Genomic DNA, 16,636 nt, shown 5'->3' with positions numbered 1-16,636 from the left:
CCCGATCGGCGCAGGCCGATCGGGCTGTCGTTCATCCGGGGCGGCGCAAGCCGCCCACGGCGCTTACTGCCCCTGCTGCTGCAACTTCTGCTGCTTGAGCTGCTGCGTGCGCATCTGCAGCTTCAGCACGCGCTGCAGCGCAGTGCGGTTGGCCAGGATGCCGTCGTAGAAGTTGGCGAGATCGCCCTTCAGCGCGGTCCGCGACGCGTCGTTCAGGTAGATCATGTGGCCCGACGGGTAGTTCTTGATCGTCAGGTTCTGCGCCTTGAGCGTCGGGTCGAGCGGCATCTGCGCGAGCGTCAGCTCCGTCTGGTGGAACGGCGTGACGGCGTCGAAATAGCCGTTTGCCGACAGCACCTTCAGGTCCGGGTTCACGCTCATCGTCGACGCCAGGTCGCCGGCCGTGTACAGCGTATTGCCGCCGCCCTTGTTCGCGCCGGTCGGGTCCGTGTGGCTGAAGTCCCAGTTGTTGAAGACCTGGTCGTTCAGGTCCACGAACGACGACGTCGACGTGTACTTGAGGTCGGTGTTGATGTAGCTGTTCCACAGCACCGTGTACGCGCCGCCGACGTTCGTGATCGACGGATCGTTGCTGCCCGAGTTCGGCAGGATGTACGGCGCGATGCCCTTGCCCGTGAAGTTCGCGCGACCGTCGTACTGGCCGATCTGCGTACCCGGCACGAGCGTCAGGAAGAACGTGTACGGCGGGTTGTCGTCCGACGACGGCACGTTGCCGAGCGCCGCCGGGTTGCCGAAGGTCTGGATCAGCGACGTCGGATCCGTGCCGATGTACGAACCCATCTGCTGCGCGGTCTGCAGGTTCAGGTTCAGGCGGACGTTCACGAAGCCGCCGTCCTGCGGGTTCGGCTTCTGCGCCAGCGGCGCGAGCGTGTTGTCCGCGTAATTGCGGGCCTGGACCATGTACGCGTCGAGATCGGTCGGCGTCGGGTTGAGCGTCGTCTTCTTCCAGTAGAACGCATCGGCCGCGAGCGTCGGGAACGTGCCCGGCGCGGACAGCGCATTCGCGTAGTCGAGGATCGACGACTGCAGCGTGATCCCGTTGAGGTCGATGCCGTCCTCATGCAGCACCCACGACACCACCGCGCTGCGCGCGGTGCCGTACGACTCGCCGTACAGGAACTTCGGCGAATTCCAGCGCGAGTACTTGGTCAGGTAGCGCTGGATGAAGCGGTCGATCGAGCGGGCGTCCTGGTCGGTGCCCCAGAAGTCCTTGTTCTTCGCCGGGGCGATCGCCGCCGAGTAACCGGTGCCGACCGGGTTGATGAACACGAGGTCGGTGCGGTCGAGCAGGCTGTCCGGGTTGTCGAGCAGCTTGTACGGCGCGGGCGGCGTGAAGTTCGGGAACGACGACTGCAGGCGCTTCGGCCCGTACGAGCCGAGCAGCAGGTAGACCGACGACGAGCCGGGGCCGCCGTTGTAGAAGAACGTGACCGGGCGCGGCTTCGACGGGTCCGGATTGTCCTGCGTGTACGCGACGTAGAACATCTTCGCGTTCGGCGCCGACGTGGTCGGGTCGATCGTCGTCAGGTGGCCCGTGGTGGCCGTGTACTTGATGGTCTTGCCGCCGATCGTGACCGTACGGTGCACGACGGCTGCCCCTTCCGTGGCATCCGTGACCGCGTCGTTCGGCCCGGTGCCGTACACGTCGGTATCGACGTACGGCTGGTCGGCCGCTGCGGCCGTGGTACTGGTGTTGGCCGACGTGCTGGCGCCGGCCGACGTCGCGGCCGCGGCGGCGGCCGACGCGGCAGGGCTCGCCCCGTCGTCGCCGCCGCACCCCGTGACGAGCAGCGCCGCAGCCGCGGCTGCAGCGAGCGGCACGCTCAGTGTCGTTCCGAATAGCGCGAAACCGTCTTTCAAGGACTTCCGTGTCGTCATTATTGCCTCTCGAACAGAACGATAAATACCGCCGGCCGCAAAGGATCATTTGCGCCGGCGCTCCGCACCAGGAATGCATTCGTTATGCGACGCACTCCGAGTTTTTTACCGAATCGGCGAATACCGATCGGCATGATTTACCCCACCCATATTTTTTGCGACTGCACAATGGAATCAATTCCATTGCGAACGACAATTCAATAATCCGCAGCCAGACGAATTCATTGCGCGAATTTGCATCCGCACAAAATCGACGGCAAAAACATGCCCCGCCAGGCCCGCCCGACCAGGGCGCCTCGCTTCGAACAGACGAACAATCCCCCTCGGCGAGATGCCGATTAATCGCAAAACGACGATCAATCGCGACTCGAGCCGATTTAATAAAACCGAAAGGATCGATTAATAAAACGGAAAGGAATATCTCGTATCTGGAATTTATTAAATTAAGTGAAAATACCGGCGCATATTAGGGTCCTGATTTACCGCCGTAAAGTAATAATTTGTTACAGCGCTCGCCATTCGAAAAAAAGGCGCCACGGGACCGATTCCACGGCACCGAAAAAGAAAAAGCCGGACGACTGTCCGGCTTCGTGAGGGCGGCGCGGCGGGTGCCGTCAGAGCGGCACGTCGATCGCGCCGGCGCCGACGGTGATCGCGTTCGCGCCCGGCGCGGCCGAGATCGACGGCAGGTTCGCGCTCGTCAGCGCGGGCGCGGCGCCCGGCGTGCCGCCGCGCGGCACCGTTCGGATCACCTGCGACGGCGGCAGCGGCGCGCCGTTCTTCAGGTGCTTCCACATCAGGTTCAGCGCCTGCAGGTTGTAGTAGTGAACCGGCACGAAGCGCGTGTCGAAGCCCGGCACCGGCAGGAACGCGTCGAAGTGCTGGCCGTTCGTCACCTCGTAGAACACGAGCTGGCTGCGTCCGCCTTCGCTGATGCCATTCTGCGCGACGTACGCGCGCGAAGCGTGGTTCACGGGCACGAGCGCGTCGCTGCGGCCCTGCACGATGATCGCCGGCTTGCCCTGCAGGTTCGCGTTCACGCGCACCGCGTCGACGTTCGCGGGCATTCCGAGCATCCCGTTCGTCCAGAGCTGGCGCAGGCACAGCGCACCCGCAAAGCTCGCATCGGGCGTCGCGAGCCGGTGGTCGACACCCGCGCCCGTGTTGAACACGAGGTCGATGCCGGCCGTCGGGGGCACGCCGTTGCCGACGCCGAACACGGCCGGCATCGGCGACGTGGCGGGCGCGGCCACGGCACCCGTCGCCGGGTTCGTCGTCGCGAAGCTGAAATTGCACAGGTTGTCGGTCACGCGCGAGCGCGTGTACGCGTTCGCATAGGTCACCGCGATCGCCGGAATCGCCTGCGAATCCCACATCGGCGCCTGCAGCAGGTCGGAATCGGCGAGGTAGCCGGCCGCGTGAAGCTGCGCGAGCGCGTCGGCGGCCTGGCTTTGCGTATCGGCGCCCGACACGAGCCCGGCCGCGGCGAGCGTCGCGCAGCGCTGGATGCGGATCGACTGCGTGGTCGCCGCCGGCAGCGCGCTCAGGTACGGCGCGCCGGCGAGCGACGCCGATGCCGCCGCGCACGGCTCCAGCAGGAGCGCGAGCGTCGCGTAGTCGGCCAGCGGCCGGCCGAACGACGGCACCGGCAGGCCGCCCGAGCGCACGACCGCGTTCGGCGCCATCCGCACGTTGATCTGCGGCTCGCCGACCACGACCGCGGTGATCCAGCCGCGGTTGTCCTGCTCGGCCGCCGCGAGCGACGCGCCGCCGCCGTTGCTGACCGACGCGGCGATCGTCGTGATGTCGCCCGCGCGATAGCGCACGCCGCGATGCGAGCCGTCGATCAGCGGTCCGAACTGCTCGTTGAGCGCCCAGTACGCGAACTCGACCGACTGCAGCGTCACGCGCCCCCAGTCCCGCTCGGGATTCTGCTGCGAATGCGCGTGCTTGAACGCATAGCGGTTCGGGAAGCGGGCATTGAACGTGGCGAGATCGCCGCTGGTGACGTTCGCGGTGAACAGGCTCGCGGTGCCGGCCAGCACCGCGTTGGCGAGCGTGCCGTCGATCAGCGTGATGGTGTCCGACATGAGTTCGTGCGCGCCATTGCCGCCGCCCTTGTCGTTGTAGGCGACCGCGCAGCCGCGCTTGAGCGCCCATTCGCCGGCCGCGGAAATCGCGCCGTACACGCCGCGCGAGCCCGACGACGTCGCGGTGACGATGCACGGCTGCGCGGGATCGAAGCTGGCGGGCACCTGCACGAGCAGCGTGACGTTCTTGCTGCCGCTGCCATCGTCGGAATACGCGAGATATTCGGTGCCGGGGATCTTGCCTTCGCCGAGCGTGTCGTTGCCGTCGAGGTCGACGTTCGGCCCCCAGAAGCGACCGTAGCCGCCGTTCGCGCTCATGTCGACGAGCGCGCGGTAGTTCGACCAGATCGCGAGACGGCGCAGCTCGGCGCTCGTCGGCCGGGCGGCATTCGCAAAGCCGGGGGCGCTCGCCGAGCCGAGGCCCGTCTTGCCGAGGCCGGCCGTCAGCAGGTCGTCGCTCGTGCCGTCATAGGCCGTCGTGCGCACGTTGCCGGACACGAAACCGGGCAACCGGTTGCGCTCGGCCGACTCGTCGCCATTGCAGGCGCCGAGTATCGCGACCGCGGCCAGCGCCGCGCCGAAAACCATCCGCCTGCCCCACCCGAGCCTCGTCATCGCCGCCCTCTCGATATCGTTATCGGTCCGCCACCGCTTCGTGCGGCTTGCGGCCTCTCAAGCGCAAACGGGCCCCGGCGTACCGGGGCCCGCCTGAAAACGGGCGCATGCGGCGCTCACGCGCCGCTGCCCGGCATCACTGCTGCTGAACCGTCAGCTTGTTCGTGACCGACGTCACGCCCTTCACGCCCTTGGCTGCGGCTTCGGCCTTGTCGATCTGATCCTGGGCCGGCATCGTGCCTTCCAGCGTGATCGCGCCACCCTTCGAGCGCACGACGAGGTTCGACACGTTCACGCCGGATTCCTTCGAAATCGCCTTGCGCACCGCGTAGCCGAGCTTGCGGTTCGCCTTCTTCGCGGTTTTCGCGGCGGCCTTCGGCGCGCTGGTCGCGGCCGCGGGCGCTTCCATTGCCGCGGCATCGCTCGACTGCGCATACACGCTGCCCGACAGACAGGCCGCCACGGCGGCGACGCCCAACGCTCTCAACACGATCGACTTCATGCTATCTCCTTATCACTCCGGAACGGCCGTGCACAGTACGGCCGAATACCCCCAAAAACAGCCGGCCCGCGCGCGAACGGGCGGGACAGCCGGTGTTTTCCACGGCGATACGAGAGAGGCAAGGCGGGCTGGCGGCCGGCGCACGCGAAAGCGGGCCGGCCGGGCCGGACAGCCGCCGGCCGGACGCGCCCGGTCTGATTGCGTGCCGGGTCGCGCGCAAATCGGGCGCGGCTGCGTCGCACAATGTAATCCAGCGCCCGCGGAAGCGCAAAGTTTTTGACGCGGGGCCGCCCGCCGCTGTCGCCGCAGGGCCGCGCCGGGCCGCCCCACTCGCGCACGCACGGCGAAACCGGGTACCATCGCCGCGAGCATTGGCATCGTCCACGACAACCGTCCGGCCGTCGCCGATACGTCACGCCAGCGTCATCCGCCGCCCCCATGAAGCCAGTCCGCCCTCGCCCGCCCCGCCGCATCCTCGCCCGCTTCGTCGCGGTGTCGTGGCGCGACCTCGCGCTGTCGATCGGCCCCACCGTGCTGCTCGCGGTCGCGGCCGTCTGGCTCGCGGTCAAGCTGATCCAGCCGGCACCGCCGTCCACGCTCGTGATCTCGGCCGGGCCGCCCGGCAGCACATACTGGAACGCCGCGCAGAAATACAAGACGATCCTCGCGAAGAACGGCGTCACGCTCGACGTCCAGTCATCCGAAGGGTCCGCCCAGAACCTCGCGCGGCTGTCGAACCCGAATGCGCCGGTCGACGTCGGCTTCGTGCAGAGCGGCATCGGGCCGAAGGAGCGCGACGAACACCTCGTGTCGCTCGGCAGCATCGGCTACGTGCCGCTCGCGATCATGTATCGCGGCCCGGTCGTCGCGCGCCTGTCCGACTTCAAGGGCAAGCGGCTCGCGCTCGGCGCGGAAGGCAGCGGCGCGCGCGAGCTGAGCCTCGCGCTGCTGAAGATGAACGGCATCGTGCCGGGCGGCTCGACCGAGCTGCTGCCGACCGCCGGCGAGGACGCGGCCACCGCGCTGCTCGACGGCAAGATCGACGCGGCCTTCCTGTCCGGCGACTCGACGCAGATCCCGGTGATGGCGAAGCTGTTCCGCGCGCCGGGCGTGCACGTGTATTCGTTCACGCAGGCCGAGGCGTACGCGCGGCGCTTTCCGTACCTGACCGCGATCACGCTGCCGATGGGGGTCTACGATCTCGGCCGCAACCTGCCGCCGGCCGACATCCACACGGTTGCGCCGACCATCGAGCTCGTCGCGCGCGATTCGCTGCACCCCGCGCTGTCCGACCTGCTGATCGAGGCCGCGCGCGAGGTGCACGGCCATGCGACGATCCTGCAGCACGCGGGCGAATTCCCGTCGTCCGTCACCCGCGGGTTCCCGCTGTCCGACGATGCCGCGCGCTACTACAAATCAGGCAAGACCTTCCTGTACCGGCGGCTGCCGTTCTGGGTCGCGAGCCTCGTCGACCGGCTGCTCGTCGTGGTCGTGCCGCTGATCGTCGTGCTGATCCCCGGGCTGCGGCTCGTGCCGTCGCTGTACGGCTGGCGCGTCCGTTCGCGCATCTACCGCTGGTACGGCGCGCTGATCGCGCTCGAGCGCAGCGCGCTCGGCGAACACACGGCCGAGGAACGCGTGCAGTTGCTCGACGAGCTCGACGACATCGAGGAAGCCGTGAACCGGATGAAGATGCCGCTGGCCTATGCCGGGCAATTCTACGTGCTGCGCGAGCACATCGGCTTCGTGCGCGAACGGCTCACCGCGCACGACCAGGACACGCCGGCGGCCCCGCCTGGCGCCGGCGGCCAGCCGCAGGCACGCGCCGACGCGGCACCGGCACCGGCACCGGCCGGCGATCCCCCCCGGGCGACTCCCGGTTCCGCGTGAGCGGACGATCCGCGATCATTGCCGCATGCGCGCGCCGCCGCGTAACATGAAGGCCGCCGCCAGGCGCCGCACGCCCCACCCTCTGGAGATCGTCATGACAACCGGCCTCGACACCGCCCAGCCTGCCTGGTTCTTCGACTTCGTGTCGCCGTTCTCCTATCTGCTCCTCGAACAGCACGACAAGTGGCCGGACGTGCCATTCGAGCCCATCGCCGTATCGTTGCTCGACCTGCAGCGCCACTGGGGGCAACGCCCTGGCGCGGACGTGCCGGCCAAGCGCGTGTTCACGTACCGTCACGCGCTGTTTCGCGCGGAGCAGCTCGGCATCCGCTTCAAGATGCCGCCCGCGCACCCGTTCGATTCCGACAAGGTGTTGCGCCTCGCGATCGCGCTGCGCGCCGATATCGCGACGGTGCTGGAGATGTACCGCTTCATCTGGCGCGACGGCAACGATCCGTCGACGCCGGAAGGTTTCGCGGCGCTGTGCGAGCGCGTCGGCGTCGGCCATGGCGACGAGCTGATCGAATTCGAGGAGACCACCGCGCAACTGGCCCGCAACAACGCCGACGCGATCGCGCTCGGTGTGTTCGGCGTGCCGACGTTCTGGATGAACCAGCAGCTGTTCTGGGGCGAGGACGCGCTGCCGATGGTGCTGTATTGCGCCCGCACGCCGAACTGGCTCGAATCGCGCGAGGTCAAGCGGATCAGCACGCTGCCGAAGGGCCGTGTGTGATGGCCGGTATCACGCACGCCAGCGCGCGGCTGCGGTAAGGTTACGCTTCACCCGAATCCCCCCGACGATGGAAGAAGACGACCGTACCGCCTCGCTCGATATCTGGCTCGTGCGCGTGTTGCGCACGCTGCTGCTCGAGCGCAGCGTCACGCAGGCCGCGCTGCGGCTGAACCAGACCCAGCCCGCGATCAGCACCGCGCTGCGCAAGCTGCGCGAGACGCTGAACGACCCGATCCTCGTGCGCGGCAAATCCGGGATGGTGCCGACCGAATACGGCGCGTCGCTGCTCGAGGCCGCGCAGCGCGCGCTGCGCGAGGTCGACTTCATCGCGACGCCGCACGGCGACTTCGATCCGTCGTCCGCACGGCGCACGTTCCGCGTCGCCGCCCCCGACTACCTGAACGATTTCTTCATGCCGACGCTGATCGAGCGCTTTCGCGACGCGGCGCCGCATGCCCATCTGGAAATCGATTCGCTGAATCCCGCACTCGATCACGCGGGCGCGCTCGAATCGGGCGCGCTCGATCTCGTGATCGGCAACTGGCCGAAGCCCGATCCGCAGTTCGCGCGCCAGGACCTGTTCTCCGACACGATCGTATGCCTGATGCGCGATGCGCACCCGCTCGCACGCGTGCCGCTCACGCGCGAAGCGTACGCGTCGGCCGCGCACGTCGCGCCGACGCCGTACACCGGCGACAAGCGCAATGCGATCGAGATCGGCCTGGCGCGCGCGCACCTCACACGGCGCATCGTGACGACGCTGCCGTACTTCGGGATCGTGCCGCAGGTGCTGCTGCAGTCGGACCTGATCTTCACGACGACGCGCCGCTTCGCGACGCACTATGCGCAGTTGCTGCCGCTCGTGGTCGTCGCGCCGCCCGTGCCGTTCCCGCGCATCAAGAGCTACCTGCTCACGCATCCGCAGCCCGACCGCCCGACCGACATCGCGTGGCTGTGCGCGCTGATGCAGAGCGTGTCCGACGAGTTGACGGTTCCCCGCAGCCGCAAGCACTGAGCCGCGGCACACAACGGGGCGCGGCCGCTCAGGCCGTGCAGAAGGTTTCCTGCAGATGGGTCCAGCGCACGATGTCCGCCGCGTCGCGCTCGAACACGGCCGTTGCACGGCGCGCGGGCAGCTCGCCCGAAGCCGCGTGCTGCGCTTCGAGATAGGTGAGCGTCGCATGCGACGCGCCGGCCGCGAGCACACGGGTGTCCGACAACGAGATGCGCAGTCCCGGCTTCGCGCCGGCGAGCTTCGCGAACAGCGCGCGCGTACCGTCACGATCGACTACGCGGCCGTCGGTCAGGATCATCGTGAATTCAGCGGAAAACGCGGCGAGCAGCGCATCAAGCGCCTCGGGCGCGGTATCGACGCCGGACAGCCAGCGCTCGATGGCGACGAGGCTGGCATCCAGCGCGTCGAGATAAACCTGGTGATCGGACATGGCGGTGTGCACGGTAAGGCGCGGCCCGGTGCCGCGCGTCGTCGTGCAGTGTATGCAAAAACGCGCGGCCGTGCCCCCAGGGGCGGATCCAGCTAATCACGGGCTTGCGCCGGCCCCACGCATGATTTTCTCCAAACGTGGGAACGTGCCCTGCCCACTCCGCGTTACCGCGCGCAGGACACGTCGTCGCGCGCACGCCCCGATGCGGCGGCCTTCGCATCGGCCACCCGCATGCCCGAGCGCGCCTGCAGCAACTCCGCGCACACGGCCACCGCGATCGCGCCCGGCGCCTTGTCGACGATGCCCGCGACGCCGATCGGGCACACCATCTCCACGAGCCGCGCCGGATCGACGCCGCGCGCGGCGAGCCGGCGCTCGAACTTCACGCGCTTGGTGCGCGAGCCGATCATCCCGAAGTACGCGTAGTCGCGCCGCCGCATGATCTGCGCGGCGAGCGAGAAGTCGAGCGCGTGGTTGTGCGTCATCACGAGGAAGTACGCGCCGGGCGGCGCGGCGTCGACGACGGCCTCCGGCGTGTCGGTCGGCTCCGGCTGCACGTTCGGCGGACACTCGTCCGGGAACAGCTCGTCGCGCGTGTCGACCCACTGCACGACGCACGGCAGCGCGCCGAGCAGCGTGACCAGCGCGTGACCGACGTGCCCGGCGCCGAACAGCACGATGTGCATCGGCGCCGGCGTGCCGGTCGCGCGGTTGCGCTGGCCGGTGCCCTGCGCGAACGCCGGGGGCGACGCGGTGCGGAGCGTGCGTGCGGGGCCGTTCATGTCAGCCTCCGCCGGGCCGCCCGAAGGCGGCCGACCGCCCCCGCGGCGGGAGCCGTGCACGGGACCGGAGTACGCGCTGAAGCGCCAATTCCGGTCGACAGCGAACGAAGCGAACGTGGGAGCCGTTTCATCTCAGACAGCCTGCGCGGCGCGCGCCGCTCGCACCGCGCCGATCGCGCGCAGGATCGACTCGCCGGTGGCCGGCGCGTCGAGCGGCGGGTTCACCTGGTAGTCGCCGACCGCCGCGATCGCGTCGCGCACCGCGAAGAACACTGAGAACGGCAGCAGCAGCGGCGGCTCGCCGACCGCCTTCGAGCGGTGGATGCTGTCCTCGACGTTGCGGTTCTTGAACAGTTGCACGTTGAATTCGGGCGGCGTGTCGTTCACCGTCGGGATCTTGTACGTGGACGGCGCATGCGTCATCAGCTTGCCGCCCTTGTTCCACCACAGCTCCTCGGTCGTGAGCCAGCCCATCCCCTGGATGAACGCGCCTTCGACCTGGCCGATGTCGAGCGCCGGGTTCAGCGACGCGCCCACGTCGTGCAGCGCATCGACGCGCAGCGTGCGCATCTCGCCCGTGAGCGTATCGATCACGACTTCCGACACGGCCGCGCCGTACGAGTAATAGTAGAACGGCCGGCCTTGCAGCTTCGACTGGTCCCAGTACAGCTTCGGCGTCGCGTAGAAGCCGTCGGACCACAGCTGCACGCGCGCGAGGTACGCCTTCGCGATCACTTCGCCGAACGGAATACCGTTGCCACCGACCCACACGAAGTCGTTGCCGAACTTCACGTCGGCCGCATCGACCGTGCCGTCGCCGAACTGCTTCGCCGCGAACACCGCGAGCCGCTCGCGCAACTGCCGCGCCGCGTCCTGCGCGGCCTTGCCGTTCAGGTCCGAGCCCGTCGATGCGGCGGTCGCGGACGTGTTCGCGACCTTGCTGGTGTCGGTCGCCGTCACGCGGATCCGGCCGAAGCGGATGCCGAGCTCGTGCGCGACGACCTGCGCGACCTTCGTGTTGAGCCCCTGCCCCATCTCCGTGCCGCCGTGGTTCACGAGCACCGAGCCGTCGGTGTAGATATGCACCAGCGCGCCGGCCTGGTTGAAGTGCGTGACGTTGAACGCAATGCCGAACTTCACCGGCGTGATCGCGATGCCCTTCTTCAGCACCGTGTTGCGTGCGTTGAATGCGCGCACGCCCGCACGCCGCGCGCGGTAATCGCTCGTCGCTTCGAGTTCGCCGAGCAGCTCGGGCAGCACGTTGTCCTCGACCGTCTGCCCGTATGGCGTGACGTTGCGTTCGGTCTTGCCGTACAGGTTCGCATAACGGACGTCGAGCGGATCGCGATCGAGCGAACGCGCGATGTCGTCGAGGATGTACTCGATCGCGAACGCGCCCTGCGGGCCGCCGAAGCCGCGGAACGCGGTGTTCGACTGCGTGTTGGTCTTGCCGCAATAACCGGCGATATCGACGTCGCCCAGCCAATACGCGTTGTCGAAGTGGCATACCGCGCGCGTCATCACCGGGCCCGACAGGTCGGCCGAGAAACCGCAGCGCGACGTCATCTCGAGCGCCACGCCGTCGATGCGGCCGTCGTCGTCGTAGCCGACGTCGAAGCGGTAATGGAAGTCGTGCCGCTTGCCGGTGATCATCATGTCGTCGTCACGGTCCGGACGCAGCTTCACCGGGCACAGCAGCTTCCACGCCGCGAGCGCCGCGCAGCACGCGAACAGGCCCGACTGCGATTCCTTGCCGCCGAACCCGCCGCCCATCCGGCGGCATTCGACGAGCACGTTGTGCGACGCGACGCCGAGCACGTGCGCGACGAGGTGCTGCATCTCGCTCGGGTGCTGCGTCGAGCAGTACACGTGCATCCCGTCGTCGTCCTTCGGCACCGCGTACGCGATCTGCCCTTCGAGGTAGAACTGCTCCTGGCCGCCGAGCAGCATTCCGCCCGACTCGCGGTGCGCAGCGACGGCGAGCCGCGCGGCCGCGTCTCCGCGAGCGAGCTTCAGCGGCGGGATCACGTAGGTTTCGGCCGCACGCGCTTCCTGCGCGGTGAGGATCGCCGGCAGCTCCTCGTAGTCGACCTGTGCGCGGCGCGCGGCGAGCCGCGCGGTTTCATGCGACGTCGCGACGACGATGAACATCGGCTGGCCGACGAACTGCACGATGCCCTTGGCGAGCACCGGGTCGTCGTGGACGATCGGGCCGCAATCGTTGACGCCCGGGATGTCGTCGGCCGTGAACACGGCGACCACGCCCGGCGTCGCGCGCACCGCGTCGAAGTTCATCGACACGATCTTCGCGTGCGGCTTCGCCGACAGGCCGAGCGCCGCGTGCAGCGTGCCCGCGACGATCGGGATGTCGTCCGTGTAGGTGGCACGCCCGCTCACGTGCAGATGCGCGGATTCGTGCGCACGCGATACGTGGACCTGCGCGGCGTCGGCTTGCGGGTCGAGGGTGCTCAGGAACGGTTCTGCTTGCTGGTTCATGTTCGGTGTTCTCCGTCTTCAGACGCGCGCCGCGTCGGTGCCGGGTTCGGCGGCCACTTCACGCACATTCAGGGCTTGCGGCGGCAACGGGTCGTGCGCGCGCGTCTCCAGCCAGAATCGAACCATCAGGTTCTTCGCGGTATCGAGGCGGTACGCGCTCGTCGCGCGCATGTCGGACAGCGGCTGGTAGTCGCGCTCGAGCGCCTGCATCGCGGCCTGCGCGGTGGCTTCATGCCACTGCGCGCCGTCGAGCACGGCTTCCGTGTGCGTCGCACGCTTCGGCGTCGCGGCCATCCCGCCGAACGCGACGCGCGGCTCGCGGATCGTGTCGCCGTCCGCAATGAAAGCGAACGCCGCGCACACGGCCGAGATGTCGGAGTCGAACCGCTTCGACAGCTTGTACGTGCGGAACTGCAGCTTCTCGCGCGCGCCGGTGCGGGTCGGCACCTTCAAGCCGACGACGAATTCGTGCGGCGCCATGTCCTTCTGCTGGTAGCCCGTGTACAGCGCCTCGAGCGGCAGCTCGCGCACCGTGTCGCCGCCGCGCAACACCACGCGCGCGCCGAGCGCGATCAGGCCCGGCATCGAATCGCCGATCGGCGAGCCGTTCGCGACGTTGCCGCCGAGCGTGCCCGCGTTGCGGATCGGCAGCGACGCGAAGCGCTTCCACATCTCGGTCAGTTCCGGATACGTGCCGGCCAGCGCCGCATACGCGTTCTCGACCGTCACGCCCGCGCCGATCTCGATCCAGTCGCCGCGCTCCACGATGCGCTGCAGTTCGGCGATCTGGCCGACGTAGATCAGGTCGTCGAGCCGGCGCATCTGCTTCGTGACCCACAGGCCGATGTCGGTGCTGCCCGCGAGAATGCGCGCGTCGGGCCGCTCGGCCTTCAGCGCGGCCAGCGCGTCGAGCGTGCGCGGCGCCGCGAAGCGCGCGCCGTTGGGCGTCGTGTAGTCGAACGTCTCGTCGCGCTTGAGCGACGCGAGCGTGCGGGCCAGCGCGGCCGTGTCGACCGGCGCCGACGGCGGCGGGGCACCTTCGCCGGCCGCGTCGAACATCTGCACGGCCGCATCGACGATCGGGCGATAGCCGGTGCAGCGGCACAGGTTGCCGGTCAGCGCATCGGCGATCTCGGTACGCGTCGGCACGTCCTTCGCCTTCGCGCACGTGCCGGCGCTGCCGCAGCCTTCGTGGCCGTGCTTCTCGTACAGCGCCCACATCGACATCACGAAACCGGGCGTGCAGAACCCGCATTGCGAACCATGGCAGTCGACCATCGCCTGCTGCACCGGATGCAGCGCGCCGTCCGGCTGACGCAGGTCCTCGACCGTCAGCAGCGCCTTGCCGTCCAGCGTCGGCAGGAACTGGATGCATGCGTTGACGGCCTTGAACTCGACCGCGCCGGCGTCGGTCAGCTCGCCGACGACGACCGTGCACGCGCCGCAGTCGCCTTCCGCGCAGCCTTCCTTGGTGCCGGTGCAATGCGCGTCCTCGCGCAGGTATTGCAGCACGGTGCGGGTAACGTCCGCGCCGCTGACTTCGCGGATCGCGTGACGATGGTAGAAGCGGATCGGCTCACTCATGTCTCGATGTTTCTTCAAATGGGGGCAAGGCGGCGTGCGCAGTGCGCTTGACCGACGTTTTTCTGACAGTTTGCACGCTATCACCATCAAATTCCTCAACCCATAGCCCATCACGCATGGGGCCCATATAACTGCCGCGATATGAGTGCCGGGGCCGCCCGGCGGCCTTTCCGCACGGGGCTCCCGGCCCGTTTCCGGCGCCCCCGCAACCGTCCCCCGGCGTCGAAAACAGGGCGCGATTAACTAAACGGTACCTGCGTGAAAACCGGTTCCATGGGAAAATCCCGATTCCCTTTTTCGCCGTCTTCCGTTCGTTTCGTTCATCCGTTCCGTCCCCATGTCCACCGATTCCGCCACACCGCCGCGCAGCGGGTTCGCGGTCACGCTGCAAATCGTGTCCGTCGTCTGCTTCACGTTCATCTGCTACCTGACCATCGGCCTACCGCTCGCGGTGCTGCCGGGCTTCGTCCACGACGACCTCGGTTTTTCCGCGATCGTCGCGGGCGGCGCGATCAGCGTCCAGTATTTCGCGACGCTCGCGTCGCGTCCGCTCGCCGGGCGCCTGGCCGATACGCTCGGGCCGAAGCAGACGGTGCTGCGCGGGCTGGTCGGTTGCGGTGTGTCGGGCGTGCTGCTGCTCGTCGCGCTGCTGCTCGCGCACTGGCCGGTCGCGAGCCTCGTGCTGCTGGTCGCGAGCCGGCTCGTGCTCGGCGTCGGCGAAAGCCTGTGCGGCACCGGCGCGATCCTGTGGGGCATCGGCCGGGTCGGCGTCACGCACAACGCGAAGGTGATCTCGTGGAACGGCATCGCGACCTACGGCGCGCTCGCGATCGGCGCACCGGTCGGCGTCGCGATCGCGCATACGCTGAATCCCGCGCTGATCGGCGTGATCGTGATCGCGCTCGCCGCGACCGGCTTCTACCTCGCGCGCCTGATCGCTGCCGTGCCGCTCGTGCACGGCGAACGGATGTCGTATGCGAGCGTGTTCACGCGCGTGCTGCCGCACGGCCTCGGCCTCGCGCTCGGCTCGGCCGGCTTCGGCTCGATCGCGACCTTCGTCACGCTGTACTACGCGGCGCGCCACTGGCCGAACGCCGCGCTGTCGCTGACCGTGTTCGGCACGCTGTTCATCGGTGCACGCCTGCTGTTCGCGAACACGATCAAGACCTACGGCGGCTTCCGCGTCGCGATCGTGTCGTTCGCGTTCGAATGCTCGGGCCTCGTGCTGCTGTGGCTCGCGCCCGTGCCCCACGTCGCGCTCGTCGGCGCCGCGCTGACGGGCTTCGGCTTCGCGCTGATCTTCCCGGCGCTCGGCGTCGAGGCCGTCGCGCTCGTGCCACCCGCGAGCCGCGGCGCGGCGCTGTCCGCGTACTCGGTGTTCCTCGACCTGTCGCTCGGCATCACGGGCCCGCTCGCCGGCTATGTCGCGGGTGCGTTCGGCTATCCGCAGGTGTTCCTGTTCGCGGCGGTGGCGGCTGCCGCGGGCGTCGCGCTGTCGATAGTGCTGTACCAGCGGCAGGCGCGGGTGACAGGGAGCGGCGCGACGGCCTGAGCGCGCGGCGCGTTGCGAGCAAGCCGGTCGCAGGCATCACGCCGCCGGCCACCCAAAGGAAAACGAGAAAACGCCCGCATCGCGCGGGCGTTTTTGTATTCGGGTGCGGCGGGCCAGCCGGTCACGCGGCCCGCAGAAACAACCGCCGCGTCAGGTCGAACGCAACCAGGTTGCCGGCGACCACCAGCAGCAGCCCGACCACCGCGAGCGGCGACCACTGGTAGCCCTCGAACACCGTCGACACGGCCAGCGCGACGATCGGGAACAGCACCGTGCAGTACGCGGCGCGCTCCGGCCCGATCCGGCCGACGAGGGTCAGATACGCGGTAAAGCCGATCACCGAGCCCGGCACGGCCAGGTAGACGAGCGCGCCGAGATAGCGCGGGCTCGTGTCGAGCGTAAACGGCAATCCGGCCACGGCGCTGCCGACGGTCAGGATCGTCGCGCCGATCAGCATCGCCCAGCCGTTGGTCACGAGCGGGTGCAGCCCCATCGACTGCATCCGGCTCGACAGCAGGTTGCCGGCCGAGAAGCACATCGTGCCCGCGAACGCGATCGCGAGCCCGGTCCAAGTCGCGTGGTCGTCGAGGTGGCCCGCCATCTGCTGCCAGAACAGGCACGCGATGCCGGCCAGCCCCAGCAGCGCACCGGCGATCGCCGACGGCCGCAGCGGACGGCCCATGAACAGCCGGCCGTTGATCGAGTTCAACAGCGGCGCGGTCGAGAAGATCACCGCGACGAGGCCGCTCGGCACGACCTGCTCCGAATAGTAGAAGCACAGGAAGTTCAGGCAGAACAGCGCGAAGCCCTGCGCCAGGAGAAAGCGCCACGCTTCGCGCGGCGGGCGCACCGGCCGGCGCATCGCGCGCAGCAGCGCGAACAGCACGGCGGCCGCGAGCCAGAAGCGCCATGCGATCGACACGGGCGGCGGCACGGAGCCGAGCTGCCACTTGATCGCGATCCAGGTGGTGCCCCAGATCAGCACGGTGACGAAATAAAGCGACAGGTTCATGGCGGCAACGATCCGAAAGAACGGGTGAAACGGGAT

At 68.6% G+C, this 16,636-nt stretch carries 12 protein-coding genes; 4 read left to right on the top strand and 8 right to left on the bottom strand.

All coding sequences use genetic code 11. The annotated features are described in order from the left end of the window. Nucleotides 1-63: 63 nt before the first annotated feature. The 3 genes from HWX36_RS33085 to HWX36_RS33075 form a co-directional block, all read right to left on the bottom strand. Nucleotides 64-1,899, bottom strand: a complete 1,836-nt coding sequence (locus HWX36_RS33085; RefSeq protein ID WP_175957976.1) for a peptidase S1 — start codon at nucleotides 1,897-1,899, stop codon at nucleotides 64-66. 614 nt (nucleotides 1,900-2,513) lie between these two features. Further along, nucleotides 2,514-4,604: a D-(-)-3-hydroxybutyrate oligomer hydrolase gene (locus HWX36_RS33080; RefSeq protein WP_175957975.1), complete on the bottom strand. Its 2,091-nt coding sequence runs from the start codon at nucleotides 4,602-4,604 to the stop codon at nucleotides 2,514-2,516. Between the two features lie 136 nt (nucleotides 4,605-4,740). Then, nucleotides 4,741-5,106 (bottom strand): BON domain-containing protein, encoded by a 366-nt coding sequence (locus HWX36_RS33075; protein WP_175957974.1) that lies wholly within the window; start codon nucleotides 5,104-5,106, stop codon nucleotides 4,741-4,743. Nucleotides 5,107-5,544: 438 nt separating this feature from the next. Between HWX36_RS33075 and HWX36_RS33070 the strand changes: the two genes are divergently transcribed. The 3 genes from HWX36_RS33070 (at nucleotide 5,545) to HWX36_RS33060 (ending at nucleotide 8,744) form a co-directional block, all read left to right on the top strand. Then, complete coding sequence (locus tag HWX36_RS33070; RefSeq protein ID WP_208457838.1) at nucleotides 5,545-6,996, top strand: TAXI family TRAP transporter solute-binding subunit; 1,452 nt, start codon at nucleotides 5,545-5,547, stop codon at nucleotides 6,994-6,996. 94 nt (nucleotides 6,997-7,090) lie between these two features. Next, entirely contained in the window at nucleotides 7,091-7,729 is a 639-nt protein-coding gene (locus HWX36_RS33065; RefSeq protein ID WP_175957973.1) for a DsbA family protein, read from the top strand. Nucleotides 7,730-7,796: 67 nt separating this feature from the next. Continuing rightward, nucleotides 7,797-8,744, top strand: a complete 948-nt coding sequence (locus HWX36_RS33060; protein ID WP_175957972.1) for a LysR family transcriptional regulator — start codon at nucleotides 7,797-7,799, stop codon at nucleotides 8,742-8,744. Between the two features lie 28 nt (nucleotides 8,745-8,772). Here HWX36_RS33060 and HWX36_RS33055 read toward each other — a convergent pair whose 3' ends face one another. The 4 genes from HWX36_RS33055 to xdhA form a co-directional block, all read right to left on the bottom strand. After that, nucleotides 8,773-9,174: a nuclear transport factor 2 family protein gene (locus HWX36_RS33055; protein WP_175957971.1), complete on the bottom strand. Its 402-nt coding sequence runs from the start codon at nucleotides 9,172-9,174 to the stop codon at nucleotides 8,773-8,775. Between the two features lie 164 nt (nucleotides 9,175-9,338). Then, nucleotides 9,339-9,956, bottom strand: a complete 618-nt coding sequence (gene xdhC, locus HWX36_RS33050) for a xanthine dehydrogenase accessory protein XdhC (RefSeq protein ID WP_175957970.1) — start codon at nucleotides 9,954-9,956, stop codon at nucleotides 9,339-9,341. A 132-nt stretch (nucleotides 9,957-10,088) separates the two neighbouring features. Beyond that, on the bottom strand, nucleotides 10,089-12,452 hold the full coding sequence (gene xdhB, locus HWX36_RS33045) for a xanthine dehydrogenase molybdopterin binding subunit (protein WP_175957969.1): 2,364 nt from the start codon (nucleotides 12,450-12,452) through the stop codon (nucleotides 10,089-10,091). An 18-nt stretch (nucleotides 12,453-12,470) separates the two neighbouring features. Then, complete coding sequence (xdhA, locus tag HWX36_RS33040) at nucleotides 12,471-14,036, bottom strand: xanthine dehydrogenase small subunit (RefSeq protein WP_175957968.1); 1,566 nt, start codon at nucleotides 14,034-14,036, stop codon at nucleotides 12,471-12,473. Nucleotides 14,037-14,373: 337 nt separating this feature from the next. Between xdhA and HWX36_RS33035 the strand changes: the two genes are divergently transcribed. Continuing rightward, nucleotides 14,374-15,588, top strand: a complete 1,215-nt coding sequence (locus HWX36_RS33035) for an MFS transporter (protein WP_175957967.1) — start codon at nucleotides 14,374-14,376, stop codon at nucleotides 15,586-15,588. Between the two features lie 121 nt (nucleotides 15,589-15,709). Here HWX36_RS33035 and HWX36_RS33030 read toward each other — a convergent pair whose 3' ends face one another. Further along, the gene (locus tag HWX36_RS33030) at nucleotides 15,710-16,600 is read right to left on the bottom strand and encodes an EamA family transporter (RefSeq protein WP_175957966.1); all 891 of its coding nucleotides are present in this window, start codon (nucleotides 16,598-16,600) and stop codon (nucleotides 15,710-15,712) included. Between the last annotated feature and the right edge of the window lie 36 nt (nucleotides 16,601-16,636).

Origin of the sequence: Burkholderia sp. BCC0405, from assembly GCF_902833075.1 — a bacterium.
Lineage (GTDB): Bacteria > Pseudomonadota > Gammaproteobacteria > Burkholderiales > Burkholderiaceae > Burkholderia.
Note: the sequence above shows the minus strand (reverse complement) of the source record. Positions and strands in the feature narration are given on the sequence as shown.